Genomic DNA, 21,856 nt, shown 5'->3' with positions numbered 1-21,856 from the left:
TTGATGAGGCCCTGACATCGGCGAATGATCCGTCCGCTTCGGCAGGAAGCGGACGGTGTCGCTGCAAAAACGAGGCCGAAAGGCTCAGCGGCCGCCCTCGATCTTGCGATGGCGCTGATTGATGCCGCCCTTGCCATAGGGATAGTCCTGAGGCTGGGGAGCGCTGACCTCGTTCAGCATGGCCATCTCTTCCTTGGAAAGCTCGAGCTTCATGGCGCTGAGATTGTCGGCGAGCTGCTCGGGCGTGCGAGCGCCGAGAATGACCGAGGTGACGGCCGGCTGCGCCGCCGTCCAGGCGAGCGCCACCTGCGCCATGCTGACGCCGCGCGCCCGGGCGATCTCCTCGACAGCGCCGATGATCGCCCAGGTGCGTTCCTGGGCATTGCGCGGCGCATAGGATTCGCTGCCGCGGTTGGGGTTCTCGCCGAGGCGAGTGGCGCCGGTCGGCATCTCGTCGCGCTTGTACTTGCCGGTCAGCCAGCCGCCGCCGAGCGGCGACCACGGCAAGAGGCCCATGCCGGCATCCTGGCAGGCGGCGACGATTTCGAGCTCGATGTCGCGGGCGAGCAGGCTGTATTGCGGCTGCAGCGTCACCGGCCGCGTATAACCGCGCGCCTTGGCGATCTCCGACGCCTTGGCGATGTGCCAGCCGACATAGTTGGAGAAGCCGTAATAGCCGATCTTGCCTGATGAAACCGCATCGTCGAGGAAGCGCAGCGTCTCTTCGATCGGCGTCAGCGCGTCCCAGGCATGCATCTGGTAGAGATCGATCTGTTCGAGGCCGAGGCGGCGCAGCGAATCGTCGAGCGCCTGGCCGAGATGCCGGCGCGACAGGCCGATATCATTGGGTCCGTTGCCCATCGGAAACCGGCCCTTGGTGGCGACGATCGCCTGGCGGGCCTCGGTCGGGCGCGCCTTCAGCCAGCGGCCGATGATCTCTTCCGACTTGCCGGCGCTGTAGACATCCGCCGTATCGATGAAATTGCCGCCCCAGGCGAAATAATCGTCGAGCAGCTTGTGCGAGGCCGTCTCGTCGGCCTCCGCGCCGAAGGTCATGGTACCCAGGCAATAGGCGGTGACGACGGCCCCGCTGGGACCGAGCTTGCGATAATCCATTTATTCCTCCTCATGCGGATACCCGCAGCCGACGCGCAAAATCGCCGGGGTAGAAGCCGGGGCTTCCGCAATCCAATGACAATATCGAGCTTGAGGCGGCCTCTGCCGCCGGATGACGTCTGGCGCCCTGGGCTCATCCAGCGCAGGGGCGAGGGCAGCATAACCAATCCCGCCCGTGCCACAAGTGGGAAAACATATTCCCGCCTGCCGCGCAGCCGGCGACGGTTACGCTTTACTCGAAAACGAGCCGGCGATCAGATCGGCTGCGGCGATACCGGTCTCGTAGGCACCGTGCGCCGTCGAATAACGCGAATGCGAGCAGGCTTCGCCGGCAAAGAAGATTCGCCCATCATGCGGTGCGGCGAGGACGCCGCGCAGATCCGAGGCGCCGGGCTCGGCATAGGAATAGGAGCCGCCAATATGGGGTGCAGCGGCCCAGGCCGAGATCGCCGCCACCGACAATTCCCGGCGGATATCCGCGCCGAATTCCGCCGCCAGCTCATCAGAGGCGAAGGAGAAGGCGGCGTCTCTGCCCTCCCGTTCCAGATCATGGGCGAGGTCGCCGGCAAAATAGGCTTCGACGACGCCAGCCCCCAACGGCCGGAGCTGATAGGTGCCGGTGGCGCCGCGGCTGATGGAACCGAGCATATGCGTATCGGCCGGCAGCGCCTGCGGATGCGCGAGCCCGAGGAAGAGTTTGTCGGCAAGCCCGAGCGGCAAACGGGCGGCCGCCTCGGTTTTGTCAGGCAAGGGCGGATCGAAGGCGATCTTTTCAGCGGCAAGCATATTCGTCGAAACGGTCACGAGCACGGCGCGGGCGCTCAGCACGCCTTGGTTCGTCTCGATGCCGATGCGGCCGGCATGGCGATGATCGATACGCCTGACCTCGACGCCGAGCCTTGCCGGAACCGGCCTGCCATAGAGCGAGATCAAGGTTCCATAGCCCTGGCGCACCCGCCAGTCGGGGCCAAGGCCCGGGTCATATCTGTTGTAGTCGACGACCGAAGACCGTTCCAGTTCGGCGCCGGTGATGTAGGTGCCGATTGCCCGGATCTGGCCGTTCCAGGCATTGCCGGGTTCGAGCATCGCGGCCAGATCGGTATCATCGCCTTCATGGCTGTCGAGGCGCTCGAAATAGCCGCCGATCGCCTCCTGCGCAGCATGGATGTCGACGCCATCCCGCTGAAGCCGCCGCCCGCCGTTCCAAGGCGCCGGCGTGCGGTCGACCGTCAGTCCCACCTCCTCGGCAATCGCCGTCCAGGCATTGGTCCGCGCCCCGTGCAGCCAGCCGCAGCCGAGATCGAGCGCGATGTCGGACGCTCCCGGCAGCCCGACCGTCCAGGCCCGGCCGCCAAGACGGTCGCCGGCTTCCAACAGAAGGATCGAAAGATCCGGACGGATTGCCTGCAGGCGGCGGGCAGCAGCAATGCCGGCAGCACCGGCGCCGATGATGACGACGTCCTCGTCGGCCCCCTTGCCGTTGTCACCAGACATGTCTTCTCCTTTGGCTGCGCATGCCCAGCTAAACTTTGATGTCCACAAAAGGCAAGGGCTGGGGATAGCGCCTCGCGCGGTGGATTAAACCGCGTTTGCGTGACATACAGGTCCGATGAGCGTGCAGAGAGATTCGCAACTCGACATGTTTGCCAAGGCATCGCCGGCGGTCGCCAAGGCGCGGGCTCCATCGCGCCGGCCGCCGTTGGAGCCGGCCGGCCGTTCCGACGAAGATATGGCGCGCACGCTCGAGGAGAGCGGCAACTATCGCATCCTGAGGAAATTGACGGCCCGGCCGATTGCCTCGGTCAGACGGCCGCAATTTTCGCGGCTCGGCGTCGTTCTCGACACGGAGACGACGGGCCTCAACCATCGCAGCGACGAGATCATCGAGATCGGCGCCGTCGCCTTTACCTTCGCCGACGACGGCACGGTCGGCGATATCGTCGGCATCTATGGCGGCCTGCAGCAGCCGTCGCGGCCGATCCCGCCCGAGGTCACCCGGCTGACGGGGATCACCGATTCGATGGTCGAGGGACAGGTGATCGACATCAGGTCGCTCAGCGATCTGATCGAACCGGCCGATCTGATCATCGCCCACAATGCCGGTTTCGACCGGCCGTTCTGCGAGGCCTTCTCGCCGCTCTTCACCGGCAAGGCCTGGGCATGTTCGGTGTCGGAAATCGACTGGAGCGCGCGCGGCTTCGAGGGCACCAAGCTCGGTTATCTCGTCGGCCAGGCCGGTTATTTCCATGAGGGCCATCGCGCGGTGGACGACTGTCACGCGCTCCTGGAAATCCTCGACCGGCAGCCAGGTGAAGGTGAAAGCCCGTTTGCCGAGCTCTACCGGGCCAGCCAGCGCTCGCGCATCCGCATCTTCGCCGAACACAGCCCGTTCGAAATGAAGGATCATCTGAAGGCGAGGGGCTATCGCTGGTCTGACGGAAGCGACGGCCGCCTGAAATCCTGGTGGATCGAAGTCGGCGAAAATGACCTCGGTGACGAACTCTCCTATCTGCGCTCGGAAATCTACCGATGGAGAGAGGCGGATCCGCCGACCGTGCGGCTGACGGCCTTCGATCGTTTCAAACTCTGACCGCGAAAGCGGTTCGGATCCTGAGCAAACCCTTCCTGGCACGACCCATGCAAAGACCGCATAGGTGCAGTGATGCATTGGCGCTGCAACAATCGCGCGTCTCATATTATATACGGCTCATCGAAGCGAACGAAGCGCCAAGGACTGGCAGCTAGGCTTCGAAAGCCCACGGAAAGGGGATCATCATGAACGTAGCACGCTCTTTCAACAATTGGCGCAAGTACCGTCAGACGGTCGCTGAACTGGGCCGTATGACCACGCGCGAACTGGACGACCTCGGCATCGGCCGCGGCGAAATCCGCAACATCGCCCGTGCAGCCATCGGCCGCTAACGGCCTGACAGACGACCATCTTCGAGCCTTGCCCAGCGCCTGCTTCTCCCGAGCGGGCGCTTTGCTTTTGCGGTGCCTGCCAGCCATGAGCATTTCGCATAATGCATGGCTGCCTTGCAAAGAAATGCCTATCAACTGGGCACAAAATAAGTATGATTATTTCTATCGAAGCGATGCATCTCCTCCCGCATCCCTTCGATATGCAGGCGCCTATCCTCCTCCCAAGGTCGCCTGCGGGAACGGCAGCACTCCTCCTCCCAGCTGTCGTTCGGTTCTTTTCGAAAAGCCTGCCGCACCTCCTCCCGCGGCAGGCTTTTTCGTTTTGGCCACCGGACCGCGCCGAGAGCGGCCGCTTGCGATGGGGATGTCGTCGTCAATCCCAGGCAATTTCTCCTGTCTGTTCTCAACTCTCTCGAATGCTCTTGCCGCCTCCCTCTCCTCGGGCAAGGCGCCGACAAAGCTGTTGACACCGAACTTGTCGTACAACTATGTAACCAGACGGATACCACCGCAGCGGAAAACCGTCTGATATGACCAGCTTTCCGCAATAGCGGTACCGCCTGACGACAATGAAGCTGAAGGAAAATTGACATGCAGATCGACGTGAGGCACGCCTCCCATCCCGAGGCCGTGCGCGGTTACGACACCGAAACGCTGCGGCGTCACTTTCTGGTGGAAACCATCTTCGAAGGCGGCGAGATCCGGCTGACCTATTCCCATTACGACCGCATGGTCATCGGCGGCGCCACTCCGCTCGGCACCGGGCTGACGCTGACGGCGCCGACGGCGATCGGACAGGAAACCTTCCTTGCCGAGCGTGAACTCGGCGCGCTGAACATCGGCGGCGCCGGCCGCATCATCGTCGACGGCACCAGCTACGATCTTGCCAAATATGATTGCCTCTATGCCGGCAAGGGTGCCAGGGACGTCAGGTTCGAGAGCGCGGATGCCGCCAATCCGGCCAAGTTCTATCTGGTCTCGACGCCGGCCCATCAGACGCATCCGACCGTGCTGCTCACCCGCGAAAAGGCCCGCCACCTGACGCCGGGCGAAGGCGCGACGGCCAACAAGCGGTCGATCTACCAGTTCATCCACCCGGAGGTCTGCCATTCCTGCCAGCTCACTTTGGGCTTCACCATGATCGAGCCGGGCAGCGTCTGGAACACCATGCCGGCCCACACGCATGACCGGCGCATGGAAGCCTATCTCTATTTCGATCTCGAAGCCGAGCAGCGCGTTTTCCACTTCATGGGCGAGCCGCAGCAGACCCGGCATATGCTCGTCGCCAACGAGCAGGCGGTCATCTCGCCGCCCTGGTCGATCCATTCGGGCGCCGGCACCAAGAATTACAGCTTCATCTGGGCGATGGCCGGCGACAACAAGAGCTTCATCGACATGGATCACATCGCCATTGCGGATCTGAGGTGAGCGCCGTGGCCAATCCCTTCGATCTTTCCGGCAAGACGGCCGTCGTCACCGGCGCCAATACCGGCATCGGCCAGGCCATCGCGGCCGCGCTAGCTGCGGCCGGCGCTTCGATCGTCGCCGTCGGGCGCTCCTCGATGGACGAAACCGAAGCATTGGTGAAGGAAGCGGGCAGCCGCTTCCATGTCATCAAGGCCGATCTCGGCACGATCGAACCGGTCAAGGGGATCGTCGCCGAGGCCATCCAGACCTTCGGCGGCCTCGACATCCTCGTCAACAATGCCGGCATCATCCGCCGTGCCGATGCGCTCGACTTTACCGAGGAAGACTGGGACGCAGTGATCGACGTCAACCTGAAGACGGCATTCTTCCTGTCGCAGGCGGCCGGCCGTCACATGGTCGACAAGGGCAGGGGCAAGATCATCAACATCGCCTCGCTGCTGTCCTTCCAGGGCGGCATCCGCATCCCCTCCTATACCGCCTCGAAAAGCGGGCTTGCCGGCCTGACCAAGCTGCTTGCCTGCGAATGGGCCGGCAAGGGCGTCAACGTCAATGCCATCGCGCCGGGTTACTTCGTCACCAACAATACGACGGCGCTGCGCGAGGATCCGGATCGCAATGCCGCTATCCTCGCCCGCATTCCGGCCGGGCGCTGGGGGAAGCCTGATGAACTCGGCGGTGCGGCCGTCTTCCTGGCATCGTCGGCATCCGACTATGTGCATGGGACGGTGCTGCCGGTCGATGGCGGCTGGCTGGCGCGGTGATCCTCGCGGGTCGTTTTTGCCTTTCCCGCCGGCATGCGTTAGCAAAGGGACAGCGGTCGGCGCAGCCGCGCCGACAGGCAGGATTTCGATCGGGATGATGGACAAGGACAACGCGCTCTTCAACACCATTCGCCAGCCGCCGAACCTGCGCAGCGGCCTTGCCGATACGCTGATGGCGCAGATCGAATCCGGCGACCTGAAGCCCGGCCAGCGCCTGCCGACCGAACAGGCGATCATGGCGGCGACCGGCGTCAGCCGGACGATCGTGCGCGAGGCGCTCGCCACCCTGCGCGCCAAAGGCCTGATCACCACGCATCAGGGCCTGGGGGCTTTCGTTTCGAACGATCCCAACCCGCGATCCTTCTCGATCATCCCCAACGACCTGCAGTCGATCGACGAGGTCCTGCGTGTGCTGGAGCTGCGCATCGGGGTCGAATACGAAGCCGCCGGTCTTGCCGCGCTGCGGCGCACGCCGGAGGACGTCGAGCGCATGCAGGACCGCCTCGATGCCCTCGACAAGGCGCTGGAGAAGGGCGGATACGGCGCGCAGGAGGATTACGCCTTCCACAGGTCGATCCTGGTCGCGACGCAGAATTCCTATTACAGCCGCCTCTTCGACACGTTCGGCGACATTATGGTGCCGCGCCAATGGGCGCGCCTCGACAAGATGACGAGCTTCGAGCGCAAGCGCCATGCTGCCCGCATGCGCAGGGAACACCACGCCATCTTCGCGGCGATCCGCGATGGCAACGAAGCGGCCGCGCGCCGCGCGATCCGCAGCCACCTGTCGAAGAGTGCGGCGCGTTTCGAAGAGCTGCGCGACGCGACCAACTTATCCTGAATTCATATTTGCGGCTTCGGCTTCATCAACCGCCACCAGGCTGCGTGATCCGTCCTCAGATCGACAGCGGCGTGCGCCGCCGGCAGAAGCGGTTTGCGGCTGCGCCGGCCGAAGCGTCGTTTGAAGCCCAGGATATTTTCCACGAAACTCCTGGTGTAGAGGCCGGGGCCGCTTGAATAGATGCGCCATCCGCCGTCGACGGCGATCTTGCCCGCCTTGACGCGCGCCCAATCATCCGCCGCCTGATAGCGGTCATGGAAGGCCGCGTCGCTGCTGCTGAAATAGGTATTGCGCTGGCGCAGCGATGCCTGCGGCAAGGCCGTCGTGACGGCGATCGGATTGACGACGGCGATCGCCTCCCAGAGCGCGTCCGCGGCAGCGTCCAGGGCAAGCGTTTCGCAATAACGCAGATGTGCATGCACATACATCAGCCCGATCTCGCGGCCAAAGAAGGAGGAGGATTCGGCCCGGCGGAACAGCGTTTCAGGCCCGCCGGCGTAGGTCGCGGGCTTTTCCATCAGCCGTACGCCGTCGGGGAAAAGCAGATGCTCCTCGATCAGCCGCATATGATCGCGCCGCTGCGCCGGCGTGAACAGCTTGCCGAGCATCGCCTGCGTCATCGCGATCAGCGAGAAGGAGAGGCCGGTGCGCGTGTCGCTCGGATGCAGCAGCAATTCGACGCCCTCATGGGCCGGATCGAAAATGCCATAGCCGGCGACGACGCCGTCCCGCACGAGATGGCGGTTGAAATCCCGGCGCATCGCCATGGCGATCTTCCTCAGGGCCTTGGCTCTCTCGCCAAGGCCGAGACGGCGCAGGATGGCGGAATAGCGGACGATCTGCTCGTAGAGCAGGGCGACGGTCCAGCTGCTGACCATCCAGTCGCGCAGATGCGGATCGGCCGGCTGCAGGGAATCGTTCCAGTCGCCCTCGCCATAACGGATCAGATGGGTTCCCGGGATGAAGCGTTCGCGGACGGAATCGAGCAGTTTCTCGACATGGACGGTGATGGTGTCGGCTTCCGGCGCCTTCTGCATGGTCTTTTCATCGCGCCAGGACACCTTCTCGTCGAGAATGGCGAGATCGCCGGTCGCTTCGATATAGTCGCACAGCGCCTTCAACGGCCAGACGATGATATCGCCATGGCAGTCACCCGCCCGGATGTTGGCATAGGGCTCCAGCATGAACCATTGCGGCCAGTCGCTTTTTTCCAGGTACTGTTCGCTGAAGACGGTTTTCAGCACTTGCCTGGCCTCGCGGTCATGTTCATAGGCGAGCAGGAATTCGATCGGCCCCTGGCAGGCGTCGCGCGTGCCCCAGGCCGCACCCGTATATTGCTCCAGCCCATGCGGCACGCTCAGATGCACGATGGCGTCATGTGCAAGCCAGGGCAGCAGGGTTGCCTGGGCGGCAAGATCGGGCGAAGCGCTGTCGATCCGCATGCCGCGCACGGCGTTGCGCCAGAATGCCGATGCCGGCGCGAGCATGGCCTCATCGCTGACCCCGGCCTCATAACGTTGCGCCAGCCGCTCGGCGTCTTCGGCATCGGTCATCGAGCCGACGACGGCGAAGGAGAGCGCCTGCGTCGGCTGCGAGCGCAGCGCCACGAAAGCGCCGTTGCGCGCGAGGCCATCGGTATAGAGCAGCTCGTCGCCGCCGATCTCGTCGATGGCATCAGGCGTCGAACTCACCAGCCAATAGACGGCATCGGGGTAACGCCCGCCCCAGAGCCAGGCGGGGTCGGGCCGGAAGGAGACGCGTTTGCGCGAGGGGTCGAAGTCGATCTGCCCGCCGGCGTCATATTCGCGCTCGCCGAGCACGACATGACCGAAGACCAGGAAGCGGCACGGCTTGCCCTCGACGGAGAGGCTCCATTGCATCGCCGCATCCTCGCCGGAGGCGACGGCCGTGACGATGATCGTCTGCTCCGGGCATTGATAGATCCAGCGGCAGTCGCTCAAACCCATCTCGAAAGCCGACGGCACCGCCAGAAGCTGCCAGCCCGCGCCGACATCCGCCATGATGCGCAGTCCGCTGGCGCGCGTCAGATTGTAGGGATCGCGCGAGACGGAAAAGAGCTTGTGGAAGGACGTGTTGCCGATCGTCAGCTGCGCGGCAAAAATGCCCTGCATCCAGCAGGTGGCGGCAAGCGTGGCATCATCCAGCAGCATGTTCTGGCCGCTTCGGACAATCGCGCCGTGGCGCCGCGCGACGACGAGCTCCTTGTCGCGCAGCACGACATGGCGGTTGAGAGCACCGTCCGGCACGAAAAAAGAAAGTAGTTTTCCGTGGCCGCGCTCTTCCAGGCTCCGCTCGGGATAGAGCCGGCCGATCGCCTTTTTATCCAGCGTCTCGACTTCCAGCAGAGGAGCGTCCTGGAGCAGGCTGCGAACCGGTGCTGCCGCCTCCTGACGAGCGGCCGCATCGTCCGGCTGCTTGATGCCGTCGAGCCGCGAAAGATCGGCATCGCTCGACGCCTCGGGATGATCGGCGGCGAACAGGGCAAAGAAAGTCGCCGTCGCGCCATCTGGTGTGACCGAGAGCGATCTCGATTGAACGGCCGGGCAGGCGGTCTCCTGCTGCCGCCGTTGGCTCGGCAGCGGCGTGCCGAAGGCGCCGACCAGCAGGTCGTCGAGCCGGCCCTTTGCCTGCACCAGCTGGATCGCATCGGTGGCATAGGCGACAGCCCCGTCGAGGCAGCCTTGCGCCAGCCAGGGATTGCGGCCGCCCGACTGCTTGAGATTTTGCCGGTTTATCACGACGCAACCATAGGTCTTGTGGTCGGCAATGTGGTGATCGACATATTGCGAGGCATAGGCCTCGCTGTTCATCAGAAAGCCGCGATCGCCGAGGCCGACATCCTGGATCAGCACCAGATCCGCCGGCAGCGTTCCCTCTCTCAGATGCCGGATCGAGGCATGCCAGAACCATGCCGTCTCGGAGGGATGAAGCGCGAGGCGGACGTCGTAGGCGATATCGCCTGTCTTGCCGCTCCAGCAGAAGCTCGTCGCATCATAGGCGAAACTGCCTTTGGCACGCGGCCCGACGATCTCGACGACATCGGGGCGGGCGCCGCCGGCGCGCAGATAAAGGCGGCCAATGCCACCGATGAGCGGCGAGCCCTGGATCTGGTTGATCTGCACGGATCCCTTGTCGTCGGCATAGTCGATGGCAAACAGCGTCCCGTTCGGCAGCGCCGATATCGACAGGCCGGAACCGTTGCTGATCGCAAAGAGCCCAAGCTCTTCGCGTCGTGGCATTTGCAAGCTGCGCGTCCGGTTGGGGGCCATGGAGATCTCGTCGATGAGTGCCAGAGGGGAATCAGAGGATGGCGCAAAAAGAGTGAGAGAAATCTTACCGGTGATCGGCAGATCGACAAGGTCTCGTGACGCTCGTCACCCCGGCGCCGGCCGCCTGGCGATGGGCACGCACAGCAGGGCGCAGCCGGTCAGGATGGCGACGACCATCCAGGCTTCGTTGATGGCCTGGACGCTTGCCGCCGTCTGGATCAGCGGATCGAGCAGCGCCGTGGTATCGGCATCGAAGCTGCCGGTATGTCCCGATATCGCCTGAAGTGGCGCGCCGACGAAGGCTGCCGCCTCGATGTCGCCGGCCTGAAGGCGCGCCACAGACCTTGGCCCAGCGGCTCCGAGCGGGTGTAGATGATGGTGTCGATCAGCGCGATGCCGATGGCACCGCCGAGATTGCGCATCAGATTGAAAAGCCCGCTGGCATCGGGAATGCGATCGGCCGGCAGCGTGCCGAGCGCCAGCCGCGTCGGCGGCAACAGGCAAAACATGATGGCGACGCCGCGGACGATCTGCGGCCAAAACATCGCATCGTAGTCCGAACGCGGATCCTGAAAGGCGCTCATGCCGACACCGATCGCAAACAGGGCAAAACCGGTAGCCGACAGCAGCCGCGCATCCATGCGCTTCTCCAGCGCGACCGCAACCGGCGCGGAGATCAGCTGGGCGATGCCGGTGACCAGCATGGTCACGCCGATTTCGAGGGCATCGTGGCCCCTGACGAAAGCGAGAAAAACCGGCATGAGATAGACCGAGCCGAAGAGGCCGATGCCAAGCACGAAGCTCAGGACCGAGCCGACGAGAAAGTTGCGATCGGCGAAATTGCCGAGATCGACGATCGGCCGGCGCCGACGCAGCGTCCGGCTGATGAACGCGCCTCCCGACACAAGACAGACCGCCAGCAGGCTCAGCACATAGGCCGAAGTCCAGCCGCTGGTCGGCGCCTCTTTCAGGCTGAGTTCCAGCGTCGTCAGCGCCGTCGCCATCAACAGCAGCGACAGGCCGTCGAGATGCCTGAGTTCGGACGGATCGGCCGCCTGCCTGGGCAGGAAGCGGGCCGCCAGGATCGCCGAGGCAATGCCCGGAAGGATGTTGATCAGGAACAGCCAGTGCCAGGAATAGGTTTCGGTCAGCCATCCGCCGACGATCGGCCCGACGGTCGGCGCCAGCACGGCCAGCACGCCGGCGATCGTCGTCGCAAGCGCCTGCCGCTCGTTCGGGAACAGGATGAAGACGGCCGAAAACACCGAGGGGATCAGGGTCCCGCCGGAAAAGCCCTGAAGCACCCGCCAGGCAACCAGCGTGCCGAAACTGCCGCTGGCGGCACAGCCGGCCGACGCGATCACGAACAGGGTGATGGCGGCAACGAACAGCCATCGCATCGTCAAGAGCCGCGTCAAGAGGCCGGTGAGCGGGATCGCGATCACCTCGGCGATGAGGTAGGCCGTCTGTATCCAGCTCATCTGATCCGGATCGATATCGAGCGCCGACTGGATGGTCGGCAGCGAAGTCGCCACCACCTGGACGTCGAGGATGGCCATGAACATGCCAACGCACATGGCCAGGAAGCCGAGCCAGACGATGGCGGGCGTTCCGTCAGGACGAGCAGCTTCAAGTCCTTCCGACATGCGATGATCCCGCCAGCACGGCATTTCTGCGGTGAGAATATCCAAGGCCGTCATGTTTGCGATCGAAACGATCGGCATGTCAATCGGCAAGCTTGAGCAGCGGCGGCACATGCCGAGGGGGAGACGGCCGAAAGGGCCTTGTTGTCGGAGCGCGTCGTGGTGGCGATCGACCAGTAGGCAGCATTGTCGGATGCGGTGTCGACGCGATAACCGGTGGAAACGCTGTTCTGCGTCGATTCGAGGTTGGAGTTGATGCTGCGCAGCGTCTGAAGGGCAGCCATTGCGGAATTGTTCGTATTGATGCTCGTCATTGGAAATTCGCCTGGTTCGGAAGTTGGATGGGTTGCATCCCGGGAACATCCGGGCCGTGGCGAGCAGCCTCATGCTTATCGACCCGTATCGAGCGGTCGGCGGCCGGCCGAAATTTTTTCCCGAAATGCGACACCTCGACCATGGGGAGCTTATCCGCCGATCGGCGGCCGGCATTGGCCCTGGAGGTCGGCCGCAGAAATTCCGCATCGCCGATTGACGCCGCGGCGAAAAACCGACTATCAATATTAAATCAATTTGATTGACTTCAACCGCCATGCCGATCCCGGCGCCTGCGGCGGAACGCTCAAAGACCTGTTTTCCCTCAAGGAAGAGTGATGATGTCGACACCGCGACCGAACGCCCTGCGGCTTGAAACCCTCTGGAACCCGCCCGCCGACGGCAAGGAATTCTCCTACGCCCTGCGCCTCAAGAACCTCGGCAGCGAACCGCTTTCGAATTTTTCTCTCTGCGTCAGCGGCCCAGGCCGTGTCGACCCCGCCGGCCGCGTCGAAGGCGCGACCGTTTCGCAACGGCTTTCGAATTTCACCGAGTTCCGGCCACCGGCCGATTTCGTGCTCGGCGCCGGCGAGACCTGGACAATCTCCGTCTATGCGCTGAGCTGGCAGTTCCGCCACTGGACGGACGGTGCGACGAGCGCCTATCTCGCGCTTTCCGATGGCAGCACCATCGTGCTCGGCATCGAGCCGACGCGCTCTTCGGTCAGCAACGCGGCCCTGAAGCGCGGCGCCGAGATCTATCCGGTTCCCGCCAACGCGCCCGTCCAGATTTCGGTCATCCCCTGGCCGAACCATGTCGCGGTCGCCTCGCGCCGTCCGCTGCCGGCCGGTTTTGCGCCGCAGGCGCAGAGCACCGAAGGGGAGGCGGCGGCGAAAGGCTTCGCGGCGCTGGTCGACCATCTCTTCGCCGTCGAAGGCATCGGGCGCACCGAGGCGGAAGGCGCAGTTCCCGTCATCCTGAGGGATGCCGCCGGCTTCGGCCCCGAAGCCTATCGGCTGAGCTTCGACGAGGAAAACCTGACGGTCGAGGCGAGCAGCCGAACCGGCTTTCTCTACGGCCTCGTCACGCTCGGCCAGATCTGGCGTGGCGCCAGGCTGCATCCCGGGGTCTTCCAGTTTCCTGGAGCCGGCGAGATCGTCGACGAACCGGCAATGGGCTGGCGCGGCCTGCATCTCGATGTCGCCCGCCAGTTTTACGGCGCCGCCGAGGTCAAGAAGCTGCTGGCAGTGCTGGCCTGGAACAAGCTCAACCGCTTCCACTGGCACCTTTCCGACGACGAGGCCTGGCGCGTCGAGATCGACGCCTATCCCGCCCTGACCGAGATCGGCGCCTGGCGCGGCCACGGCCTTGCCGTGCCGCCGCTGCTCGGATCAAGCCCGGCGCGGACGGGCGGCTACTATAGCAAAGCCGTCATCCGCGAGATCGTCGCCCAGGCAAAGAGCTTCGGCATCGAAATCGTGCCTGAAATTGACATGCCCGGCCACTGCTACGCCATGCAGCAGGCGATACCGGAGCTGCGCGATCCGGCCGAGAAGGGCAGCTATTACTCCGTCCAAGGCTTTCCCGACAATTGCATCAACCCGGTCCGCGAGCAGACCTACGAGATCGTCGAGACCATTCTTTCCGAACTGATCGAGCTCTTCCCGTTCAAGGTCATCCATCTCGGCGCCGACGAGGTGCCGCTCGGCGCATGGTCCGGCTCGCCGGCAGCGCTCGATCGCCTGCGCACTGTCGCCGGCGACGCGGTTGCCGATGCGCATGCCCAGCGGCTGAATGTCGTCACCAATACGCATGGCGCCGACGACATTCACGGCTCGGGCGCGGCGATCCTGCAGGCGGAGTTCCTGGAGCGCGTGCAGCGTTTCCTGGCGAGCAAGGGCTGCATCACCGGCGGCTGGGAAGAGGCGGCGCATGGCGACGTCATCGACAAGGAGAAGAGTTATCTCTGCAGCTGGCGCAATGTCGAGGTCTCGGCCGAACTCGCCGAACGCGGCTATCAAATGGTCGTCTGCCCCGGCCAGGTCTATTACCTCGACATGGCGCTGAGGCCGGATTGGGACGAGCCGGGCGCCAGCTGGGCGGGGAATTCGGACGCGGAAAAGCTCTACAACTTCGATCCGGTCGGCGGCTGGACGGCGGCGCAGAAACAGAAACTGCTCGGCATCCAGGCCTGCATCTGGTCGGAACCTATGACGGACCGCGCCGTTTTCGACCGTCTCGTCTTCCCGCGCATCTCAGGGCTTGCCGAAACCGGCTGGACGAAGCCGTCGGCCAAGTCCTGGGAGCGCTTCAAGGCGCTCGCAGGGCTGATGCCGCTGCTTTACGGGCTGCAACAGTCGTAAGGCCGGCCTTCACCTGCCGGTAGGCGGAGGGTGTGACGCCGGTGCCCAACTTGAAGGCCCGGGTCAGGTGGCTCTGGCTGCTGAAGCCGCATGCCGATGCGATCTGCGCGATCGGCTCCATGCCTGATAGCATCGATTTGGCGCGCTCGACACGCCGGTGCGCCACCCAGCCATGCGGCGACACACCGAAGCATGCCCGGAACATCCGCTGAAAATGAAAAGCGCTGAGCTGCCCGATATCAGCCAGATCCTGCAAGCGGATCGTCTCACCGAGATGGGCCTCGATATAATCCAGAGTTCGGCGCCGCACATGCGGCGCAAGCCCGCCGCTGATCGCGCAGGCGCGCATGCCTCCATAACACGGATCAACGAAGAGATCGTTGATCGCCTGCGTCATCGCTTCTTCGGCCAGCAGATGGCCGCCCGCCAACATCGCTTCCGTCATCTGCCGAAGCCTCAGCGCCAGGGCGGGCGCATCGGCGAAGGTCACCTCGGGAAGAGCCATCAGCCGCGCATCGCGGTCAAACGTCTCGGCAAACATCCGACGCATCTGATCGTCGGGAACATATAGATGGACGAATTCGAAGAAGTCGGTGATTTCCCATTCGGACGAATGCCCCTGCGGCATGATGCACAGCACCCCAGGACGGCCGCGCGCGTCGGGGCCGCCATCCAGCCGACGCGTTCCGGCGCCGCCGCTGAGATAAAGACTGAACGTATGACCGTCCGGCCGCTCATAGCTCATCCGGTCATGCGCATTGCTCCAGATGGCCGCCGATCGCCCGAAACCGAGATCGATCGACTGTGACATCCGCGCCTTGGGAGATGCGGACAAAAACCTGAATACCGAGAGGCGGCTATCTTTCACCAGTTCTTTCCCACAGCTGGCCACGCGTTCAGAATAATACGGAGAGACGCCTGACATGGCGAGGGGGAAGTCCGGGCACATCGATTTCATAGCAAGAATCTGCAAGAGACCTGCTGACCGTTTGCCTATTCGTGGAGAAAACGAGGATTACTCCATGGCAAATGCCGTTCTTTTCATCGCGACCGTCCTCATATGGGGGACGACCTGGATCGCCATTGCAATGCAGGTGGGTCCCGTGCCGGTCCTGGTCTCGGTCTTTTACCGATTTGCGCTGGCAGCGGTGATCCTCGTCGCCATCCTTGCTGTCATGGGCCGACTCAAGGTCCCTGCCTTGCGCGATCAACCTTTCATCCTTGCGCAAGCGCTCTGCCTGTTCAGCCTCAATTTCATCTGTTTCTACAACGCCGCCGCCTCGATTCCTTCAGGGCTGATCTCGGTGATCTTCTCGCTTGCGACGATCTACAATGCCGTCAATGCACGCCTCTTCTTCGGCGACCGCATAACAGGCCGCACGCTGCTCGCAGCGGCGCTCGGCGCCACCGGCCTTCTCCTGCTGTTCGGAGAGGAGGTTGTCGTCGATTTCGATATGGACACGTTGAAAGGGATCGGGCTCGCAGCGCTCGGCACGCTGTTCTTCTCGCTCGGCAATATGGCGTCGCGCCGCAACAGCGCCGCCGGAATCTCACCGCTGACCGCCAATGCCTGGGGCATGACCTATGGCACGATCATCCTCCTCGTCCTGATTGCCGTGACGCAGACGCCGATCGTGGCACCATCAGGCATCACCTATCTTGCCGCACTGCTCTATCTCTCGGCCATCGGATCGGTGATCGGCTTCACCACCTACCTGATGCTGGTGTCCCGCATCGGCTCCTCACGCGCAGCCTACGCCACCGTGCTGTTCCCGATCGTCGCCCTGTCGCTGTCGGCGGTCTTCGAGGGCTATCACTGGACCGGTCTCGGCCTGATCGGCCTGGCGCTGACGCTTCTCGGGAACGTGGTCATCTTTGCGCGACCTCTCGCCCGCCGCCCGCCGCAACCAGATGCCGGCCTGCCGGCACGCGGCTGAAGGACGCCCGACATGCGCTAGCCGACCGGCTTCTGCAGCACGTCGAAGCGCGGATTGGTTTCGGAGAAGATCGGCAGGGCGGCGGCGCCGAGGATGGCGGTATCCTTGCCGGTCATGCCAATCATCACACGCGGCACCGTCCGCTGCCGGCCGGGGTCGATCGGATCGTGCAGCGGCTCCAGCCGCTCGGCAAGCCGGCGCATCAGCGATGGCGGCAGGCTGCCGCCAAGCACGATGGTCTCAGGATCGAAGGCGAGCTCGAGGAAATCGACGGTCTGCCGCAGCGGCTGGACGGCCTGGTCGAGCCAGGCGTCCAGACCGTCGTTTCCCCTTTCGATCAGCGCGTCGAGCGCGCCGGGCGAAAGCGCGCCTGTATTGGCGATGCCCATGAATTCATAGGCGACCGACGCCGAGATGTAGCGATCGAGGCAGCCGCGCTTGCCGCAGCTGCAGAGCCTGCCATGCGGCTCGACGATGATATGGCCGATCTCGCCGGCATTGTTGCGGCTGCCCTTGTAGAGATGGCCGTCGAGGAACATGCCGGCGCCGATGCCGCCACCGCCGGCCAGAAACAGGTAGACGAAGCTGGCCAGACCGCGGGCGACACCATGAAGCCGCTCGCCGATCGCGGCTGCCGTCGCATCGTTCTCGACCAGCACCGGCACGTTGAGCCGCTGTTCCAGCTCGTGACCGACGGGAAAACCTTGCCAGCCGGGCAGGCTCTGGGGGCTGAGAGAGGTGGTGCCGCCCTCGGCATAGCGGCCGGGCAGGGCGAGGCCGACGCCGAGCAGCCGCTCCTGATCGAATGCGAAGGCCTGTTTGAGATGCTCGACGATCGACTGTAGGACCGGCATCGCCCCCTGCGGATCGGGATGTTCGACCTGGCGTTCGACGCGCGCGCAGACGGCGCCGGAGAGATCGGTCAGCACGCCGCTCGCCCGCTTGCGGCCAAGCTCGAGGCCGATCGAATAGGCGCCGGCCGGATTGATCGAATAGGGGATGATCGGCTGGCCGCGCGCCAGCTTCTGCGCCTCGGCGGCGACGAGCAGATGCGACTTCTCCAGCTCCTCGACAATGTTCGACACCGTCTGCGGCGTCAGCGCCGTCATCCGGGCGATAGCCGCCCGCGACAGGGAACCGTGCGTGCGGATCAACTCGATCACCACCCGCCGATTGTGAGACTTGGCCTGCTCGAGATTCGTGCCGGAGATCGCCTTCATGTCGCCTTCAGAGGAAATGCAGTCTCACCCTTGTCACAAGACGGGTAGCGATGAAAGCCAGATTTTTCGTCCGGCTTACTGAACCTCGGCGTCCGCAAGGGCAACGGCATTGCGCCGCTGCAGCAGCCCGAGGAGGGTGATGCCCGACAGGCCGGTGACGGCGCTCAGAATGGCGGTTCCGGAATAATTGCTCAGCCACGTGCCGGCGGCGAAGACCAGCGCACCGATCCCCGCACTTGCAAAGACATTGACGGAAATGAGCGCGCTGCCGAGCCCCGGCCGGTCGGCGATGAGATCCTGCAGATAGGTGATCGGAATGCTGATGATCGCCGCAGCACCTATGCCGGCGATCAGGGTCAGTGCATAAAGGTGCCACGGCGCGGAGGCAAAGCCGAGAAGGCCGAGGAACAGCGCATAGATGAAGGTGCCGGCGGCCAGCGCCGTCATCTACCCGGTCTTCCGCGCGATCCGCGACCAGACGATGATGAAGACGACCTCCAGCAAGGCGACGATGCCGACAAGAATGCCGACGTCGCTGAGCCGGCCATGCGCCGCGCCGGTGGCGATCAGCGGCAGCAGCGCGTCGTTCAGATGCAGCGTGCTGGTGATCAGCGCCACGCCTGCGATATGCGCGGAAATCCGCGGCGAAACCACCTGCCTGAGCGCGCCGAGATAGGTGAGATGATGAGCCGCCCCCATTTCCGTTCCGACCCGCTTCGGCAGGGCGAAGAGGATGATGCCCTGGCACAGCACGCAGGAGAGGCCGGCGAAGAGATAGGCCGGCAGCATGCTCGATGCACCCGAGAGCACAAGGCCTGTGATGCCGGGGATCAGCACCCAGGAGAGCGAGATCATCGCCCGCACGCCCGAGTTGGCCGTCACCATGTCATTCCGGCTCATGCCCTGCATTGCCGCGCGCGCATTGGCAAACAGCAGCGAATTCAGCGCCCCGTAGATCGGCATCGGCAGCAGCGCGCTGACGGCGAAGATCGCCGCGCTCGGAAAGGCATAGATCATGCCGTAGCCGACGATGCCGAAGAGGCAGGCGCCGATCATCGCCGAACGGTATTCGCCAAGCCGGTCGGCAAGATTGCCGAGCAGGACGCTGATCACCACGTTCACCGCCGCCGAGGCGAAGGCGAGGAAGGAATAGAGCCCGTCGCTCAAGCCCAATTCGCGAATGCCGACGATCGAACGATAGGGCGCGGTCATCGCCCCCGCCATGCCGAAGGTGAAAATGGCGATCATGCTGGCGCGGATCGCCGGATTGCGGAAGACATCAGGGAAGAGGCGGCTCATCGGGTCGTCAATCGTCAGGGAAATCGGCAGGCGCGGCCACGCCTGATAATCAATAATGCTCCGATTGGGAGAAGGTCCGCGCCAGCTCGGCCTGGCCTGCCGTCAGGCCGCAATCGACGGGCAGGCAGACGCCCGTAATGGCGGCGGCGAGCGGGCCGGCAAGGAAGGCCACGGCATTGGCGACATCGCTGGGATCGACGACGCGCTGCAGCGGATACCACCGGCGCGCTTCCTCGAAAACATTGGGATTGGCGGCGGCGCGCGCCTCCCAGGCCTGCGTCTTCACCGTGCCGGGCGCGACGGCATTGGAGCGGATGCCGAACTTGCCGTATTCCACGGCTACCAGCCGGGTGAAGTGCAGAAGGCCGGCCTTGGCGGCGCTATAGGCCGGGTGCCCGAAGACATGCATGCCGTTGACCGAGGCGATGTTGACGACTGACCCTTTGGACGCCTTCAGCATCGGCTCGAAGGCGCGGAAGCATAAGAAGGCGGCTTCAAGATTGAGCGCATTGTCCGCCCGCCAGATCTCCGGCGTCGTGTCGTGCAGGCTGGTCGCCCGCGCCGCGCCGGCATTGTTGACGAGGGTTCGAACCAGCCCGGCCTCGGCGGCGCGTCTTGCCAATTCTGATATGCTCGTCTCGCTGGTCACATCGCAGCCGACGGCCACGAAACGGCCGGCCGGCCCGAGCTTCGACGCGACGGCGGCCGCAGCCGCGGCATCGATATCGGCGAGCAGCACGATGTCGTGATCATCGGCAAGGCGTGCGGCGATTGCCGCGCCGATATCGCCCGCCGCACCCGTGACGATGGCTGCCGATTGGGTCATTTTCCCGCACTCCCGCTCACAAGTTTCAATCTCCAAGCAATTGCCGGTCGTCGCCGTCGCGGTGGATGACGAGTTGCTGCTTGATGCGCCGCAGCGTGGTCGTCGCCTTCGGCTGAACCGCATAGGCGACCAGGCTCGAGAGAATATCGACCGTGGCGATATAGGCGATGCGCGTCGAGGTCGGACGGTAGATATTGTTGCCTTCGGGAAGGTCGATCGGCACGACGATTTCGGCCGCCCTGGCAACCGGGCTGTCCGTCTGGGTCAGCGCGATCGTCTTCACCTTGGCCTGGCGGGCAAGCTCGAAGGCCCGCACCAGCTCCATATTCCGCCCCGAGAAGGACGAGCCGATCAGCACATCGCCCGGCCTGGCCGCCGCCGCCATCATCAGCTGCATGCTGTGATCGGAACTGGCGGTGATGCGAAGCCCGAGACGGAAGAGGCGGTTCTGCAGCTCGTCGGCGATCATCGACGAATTGCCGCCCGAGCCGAAGGCGTAGATCATGTCGGCCTTGGCGATATGGGAAACGGCCGCTTCGATCGCCGCCAGATCGAGCGAGCGGTGCAGGAGAAACAGCGCGTTCTGAGCCTTGGTGATGATATCCTGGGCGACATCGGCCGGATCGGTGCTTTTCGATTCCGGCTTCAGATAGCGCACGCCGATATGGGCGGTGCGGGCGAGCTGCACCTTGAAATCGGAAAAGCTCTCGCAGCCCAGCCGCCGGCAGAAGCGGGTGACGGTCGGCGGCGAAACCTCGGCCCGCTCGGCGAGCTCGATGATCGAAGCATTCACGGCAAACTCGAAATCGTTGACGATGATTTCCGCGATGCGGTTTTCCGAAGGAGAAAGCCGGCTCTTATCTTCCTGCAATGTCGAAAAGATATCCAAACCGACTCCCACCGATTTTTCCCTATGCGTCCTTCTTCTTATAGGCCACGCAGTCGATCTCAACCTTGCAATCGACCATCATCGACGATTGCACACAGGCGCGTGCCGGCGGATGCTCGCCGAAATACTCCTGGTAGATCTTGTTGAAGGTCCAGAAGTCGCGCGGATCGTCGAGCCAGACACCGACGCGCACGACATCTTCGACGCCGTAGCCGGCCTCCTCGAGAATCTCCAGCACATTGGCGATCGTCTTGTGGGTCTGGGCGATGATATTGCCGTCGATGATTTCGCCGTCTTCCATCGCAACCTGGCCGGAAACATAGAGCCATCCGTCGGCCTCGACCGCACGCGCGAATGGCAGCGTCTTGCCGCCGGCGCCCGTTTGAACCGTGCCATAGCGCTTGATGGGCATGCTGAAGTCCTTGCAAATTATTTTCTTGATACGTTGACAAATGACCATAGAAAGCAGAATTTGACCAGTGAAAAACGCGATTTATGAAAAGAATTTCAATCCTGGGCAGACATGCGCGATCCTTTTCAAAACCCTTTCCCCTCCGACCGCGCCCGGCACGCCATCTGGGAAATGCTCGTTTCCCGCGATATCGATGCTTTTCTCGCCGCCGACTGGTCGCTGGTCGAGCATGACTTCGTCGAAGAGGGCTTCATCGGCATCGACGGCCGCAAGGAGGTCAACCCCGACAATTGGCGGCTCGCCTTTCCCTCGCTGTCGGCCTATCGCGAGGAGTGGCTGAGGCAGGCAAGAGATTTTGCCGGGCAGAGCTTCGCCGAAGATCCGCGCACGGCGATCTTCACCACGACGACGCTCGAAGATATCGAGATCGAAGGCGACACGGCGCTGGTCCGCAAGAAATTCGACGGCGGCATTACCAAGGCCGACGGCACCCGCGATGTCCTGCAATGGCAGACGCTCTATTATTGCAGACTGCACGAGGGACGCTGGAAAATCTCAGGTTTCACCGGCTACCTGCCGAACCCGATGGGGTGAAGC

Annotated in this window: 16 protein-coding genes and 3 pseudogenes; 8 read left to right on the top strand and 11 right to left on the bottom strand. The window is 63.8% G+C overall.

Going from position 1 to position 21,856, the window contains the following annotated elements; genetic code table 11:
• Window positions 1-84 precede the first annotated feature (84 nt).
• The gene (locus K6M89_RS22240) at window positions 85-1,116 is read right to left on the bottom strand and encodes an aldo/keto reductase (protein ID WP_222140992.1); all 1,032 of its coding nucleotides are present in this window, start codon (window positions 1,114-1,116) and stop codon (window positions 85-87) included.
• A gap of 225 nt (window positions 1,117-1,341) precedes the next feature.
• The gene (locus tag K6M89_RS22235; protein ID WP_222140991.1) at window positions 1,342-2,610 is read right to left on the bottom strand and encodes a flavin monoamine oxidase family protein; all 1,269 of its coding nucleotides are present in this window, start codon (window positions 2,608-2,610) and stop codon (window positions 1,342-1,344) included.
• A gap of 115 nt (window positions 2,611-2,725) precedes the next feature.
• Here K6M89_RS22235 and K6M89_RS22230 point away from each other — a divergent pair, with 115 nt between their 5' ends.
• The 5 genes from K6M89_RS22230 (at window position 2,726) to K6M89_RS22210 (ending at window position 7,068) form a co-directional block, all read left to right on the top strand.
• A complete protein-coding gene (locus K6M89_RS22230) occupies window positions 2,726-3,706 on the top strand; it encodes a 3'-5' exonuclease (protein WP_222140990.1) in 981 nt (326 codons plus the stop codon).
• A 185-nt stretch (window positions 3,707-3,891) separates the two neighbouring features.
• Window positions 3,892-4,038 carry a DUF1127 domain-containing protein gene (locus tag K6M89_RS22225; protein WP_010026285.1) on the top strand — a complete coding sequence of 49 codons (147 nt, stop codon included), beginning with the start codon at window positions 3,892-3,894 and terminating at the stop codon, window positions 4,036-4,038.
• A gap of 591 nt (window positions 4,039-4,629) precedes the next feature.
• Window positions 4,630-5,466 (top strand): 5-dehydro-4-deoxy-D-glucuronate isomerase, encoded by an 837-nt coding sequence (kduI, locus tag K6M89_RS22220; RefSeq protein WP_222140989.1) that lies wholly within the window; start codon window positions 4,630-4,632, stop codon window positions 5,464-5,466.
• Complete coding sequence (gene kduD, locus K6M89_RS22215) at window positions 5,463-6,227, top strand: 2-dehydro-3-deoxy-D-gluconate 5-dehydrogenase KduD (RefSeq protein WP_280953073.1); 765 nt, start codon at window positions 5,463-5,465, stop codon at window positions 6,225-6,227. The genes kduI and kduD overlap by 4 nt, the downstream gene beginning before the upstream one ends.
• Before the next feature lie 94 nt (window positions 6,228-6,321).
• The gene (locus K6M89_RS22210; RefSeq protein ID WP_097582313.1) at window positions 6,322-7,068 is read left to right on the top strand and encodes a FadR/GntR family transcriptional regulator; all 747 of its coding nucleotides are present in this window, start codon (window positions 6,322-6,324) and stop codon (window positions 7,066-7,068) included.
• A gap of 2 nt (window positions 7,069-7,070) precedes the next feature.
• Here the strand turns inward: K6M89_RS22210 and K6M89_RS22205 are convergent, their stop codons facing one another.
• The 3 genes and pseudogenes from K6M89_RS22205 to K6M89_RS22195 form a co-directional block, all read right to left on the bottom strand.
• Window positions 7,071-10,358 (bottom strand): GH36-type glycosyl hydrolase domain-containing protein, encoded by a 3,288-nt coding sequence (locus K6M89_RS22205; RefSeq protein WP_222140988.1) that lies wholly within the window; start codon window positions 10,356-10,358, stop codon window positions 7,071-7,073.
• 105 nt (window positions 10,359-10,463) lie between these two features.
• Window positions 10,464-12,004, bottom strand: a pseudogene (locus tag K6M89_RS22200) (DHA2 family efflux MFS transporter permease subunit).
• Between the two features lie 92 nt (window positions 12,005-12,096).
• Window positions 12,097-12,315: pseudogene (locus tag K6M89_RS22195) on the bottom strand (flagellin N-terminal helical domain-containing protein); the annotation flags it as partial.
• Between the two features lie 339 nt (window positions 12,316-12,654).
• Between K6M89_RS22195 and K6M89_RS22190 the strand changes: the two are divergent.
• Window positions 12,655-14,676: a beta-N-acetylhexosaminidase gene (locus K6M89_RS22190; protein WP_222140987.1), complete on the top strand. Its 2,022-nt coding sequence runs from the start codon at window positions 12,655-12,657 to the stop codon at window positions 14,674-14,676.
• Here the strand turns inward: K6M89_RS22190 and K6M89_RS22185 are convergent.
• Window positions 14,624-15,544 carry a helix-turn-helix domain-containing protein gene (locus K6M89_RS22185; protein ID WP_498072976.1) on the bottom strand — a complete coding sequence of 307 codons (921 nt, stop codon included), beginning with the start codon at window positions 15,542-15,544 and terminating at the stop codon, window positions 14,624-14,626. The two genes, K6M89_RS22190 and K6M89_RS22185, sit on opposite strands and share 53 nt — an antisense overlap.
• Before the next feature lie 154 nt (window positions 15,545-15,698).
• Here K6M89_RS22185 and K6M89_RS22180 point away from each other — a divergent pair, with 154 nt between their 5' ends.
• Complete coding sequence (locus K6M89_RS22180) at window positions 15,699-16,613, top strand: DMT family transporter (RefSeq protein WP_222140986.1); 915 nt, start codon at window positions 15,699-15,701, stop codon at window positions 16,611-16,613.
• Between the two features lie 17 nt (window positions 16,614-16,630).
• Here K6M89_RS22180 and K6M89_RS22175 read toward each other — a convergent pair whose 3' ends face one another.
• The 5 genes and pseudogenes from K6M89_RS22175 to K6M89_RS22155 form a co-directional block, all read right to left on the bottom strand.
• Window positions 16,631-17,833, bottom strand: coding sequence for an ROK family transcriptional regulator (locus K6M89_RS22175; protein ID WP_222140985.1), 1,203 nt, complete (start codon window positions 17,831-17,833; stop codon window positions 16,631-16,633).
• Between the two features lie 75 nt (window positions 17,834-17,908).
• A pseudogene (locus K6M89_RS22170) lies at window positions 17,909-19,132 on the bottom strand (MFS transporter).
• Between the two features lie 49 nt (window positions 19,133-19,181).
• Complete coding sequence (locus K6M89_RS22165) at window positions 19,182-19,958, bottom strand: SDR family oxidoreductase (protein WP_222140984.1); 777 nt, start codon at window positions 19,956-19,958, stop codon at window positions 19,182-19,184.
• 25 nt (window positions 19,959-19,983) lie between these two features.
• Window positions 19,984-20,847, bottom strand: coding sequence for a MurR/RpiR family transcriptional regulator (locus tag K6M89_RS22160; protein ID WP_222141007.1), 864 nt, complete (start codon window positions 20,845-20,847; stop codon window positions 19,984-19,986).
• Window positions 20,848-20,869: 22 nt separating this feature from the next.
• Window positions 20,870-21,259, bottom strand: a complete 390-nt coding sequence (locus K6M89_RS22155; RefSeq protein WP_004672940.1) for a RidA family protein — start codon at window positions 21,257-21,259, stop codon at window positions 20,870-20,872.
• 111 nt (window positions 21,260-21,370) lie between these two features.
• Here K6M89_RS22155 and K6M89_RS22150 point away from each other — a divergent pair, with 111 nt between their 5' ends.
• Entirely contained in the window at window positions 21,371-21,853 is a 483-nt protein-coding gene (locus K6M89_RS22150) for a hypothetical protein (protein ID WP_222140983.1), read from the top strand.
• Window positions 21,854-21,856 lie beyond the last annotated feature (3 nt).

It is taken from the genome of Rhizobium croatiense, assembly GCF_019793465.1.
GTDB lineage: Bacteria > Pseudomonadota > Alphaproteobacteria > Rhizobiales > Rhizobiaceae > Rhizobium > Rhizobium croatiense.
This window is presented reverse-complemented; position numbering and strand designations above follow the sequence as displayed.

Excerpts from the sequence above, each read along its gene's own strand:
- K6M89_RS22175 (WP_222140985.1), bottom strand. The coding sequence starts at position 17,833 with ATGAAGGCGATCTCCGGCACGAATCTCGAGCAGGCCAAGTCTCACAAT.
- K6M89_RS22225 (WP_010026285.1), top strand. The coding sequence starts at position 3,892 with ATGAACGTAGCACGCTCTTTCAACAATTGGCGCAAGTACCGTCAGACG.
- K6M89_RS22205 (WP_222140988.1), bottom strand. The coding sequence starts at position 10,358 with ATGGCCCCCAACCGGACGCGCAGCTTGCAAATGCCACGACGCGAAGAG.
- K6M89_RS22150 (WP_222140983.1), top strand. The coding sequence starts at position 21,371 with ATGCGCGATCCTTTTCAAAACCCTTTCCCCTCCGACCGCGCCCGGCAC.
- K6M89_RS22210 (WP_097582313.1), top strand. The coding sequence starts at position 6,322 with ATGATGGACAAGGACAACGCGCTCTTCAACACCATTCGCCAGCCGCCG.
- kduI (WP_222140989.1), top strand. The coding sequence starts at position 4,630 with ATGCAGATCGACGTGAGGCACGCCTCCCATCCCGAGGCCGTGCGCGGT.
- K6M89_RS22165 (WP_222140984.1), bottom strand. The coding sequence starts at position 19,958 with ATGACCCAATCGGCAGCCATCGTCACGGGTGCGGCGGGCGATATCGGC.
- K6M89_RS22235 (WP_222140991.1), bottom strand. The coding sequence starts at position 2,610 with ATGTCTGGTGACAACGGCAAGGGGGCCGACGAGGACGTCGTCATCATC.
- K6M89_RS22230 (WP_222140990.1), top strand. The coding sequence starts at position 2,726 with ATGAGCGTGCAGAGAGATTCGCAACTCGACATGTTTGCCAAGGCATCG.
- K6M89_RS22180 (WP_222140986.1), top strand. The coding sequence starts at position 15,699 with ATGGCAAATGCCGTTCTTTTCATCGCGACCGTCCTCATATGGGGGACG.
- K6M89_RS22155 (WP_004672940.1), bottom strand. The coding sequence starts at position 21,259 with ATGCCCATCAAGCGCTATGGCACGGTTCAAACGGGCGCCGGCGGCAAG.
- K6M89_RS22190 (WP_222140987.1), top strand. The coding sequence starts at position 12,655 with ATGTCGACACCGCGACCGAACGCCCTGCGGCTTGAAACCCTCTGGAAC.
- K6M89_RS22240 (WP_222140992.1), bottom strand. The coding sequence starts at position 1,116 with ATGGATTATCGCAAGCTCGGTCCCAGCGGGGCCGTCGTCACCGCCTAT.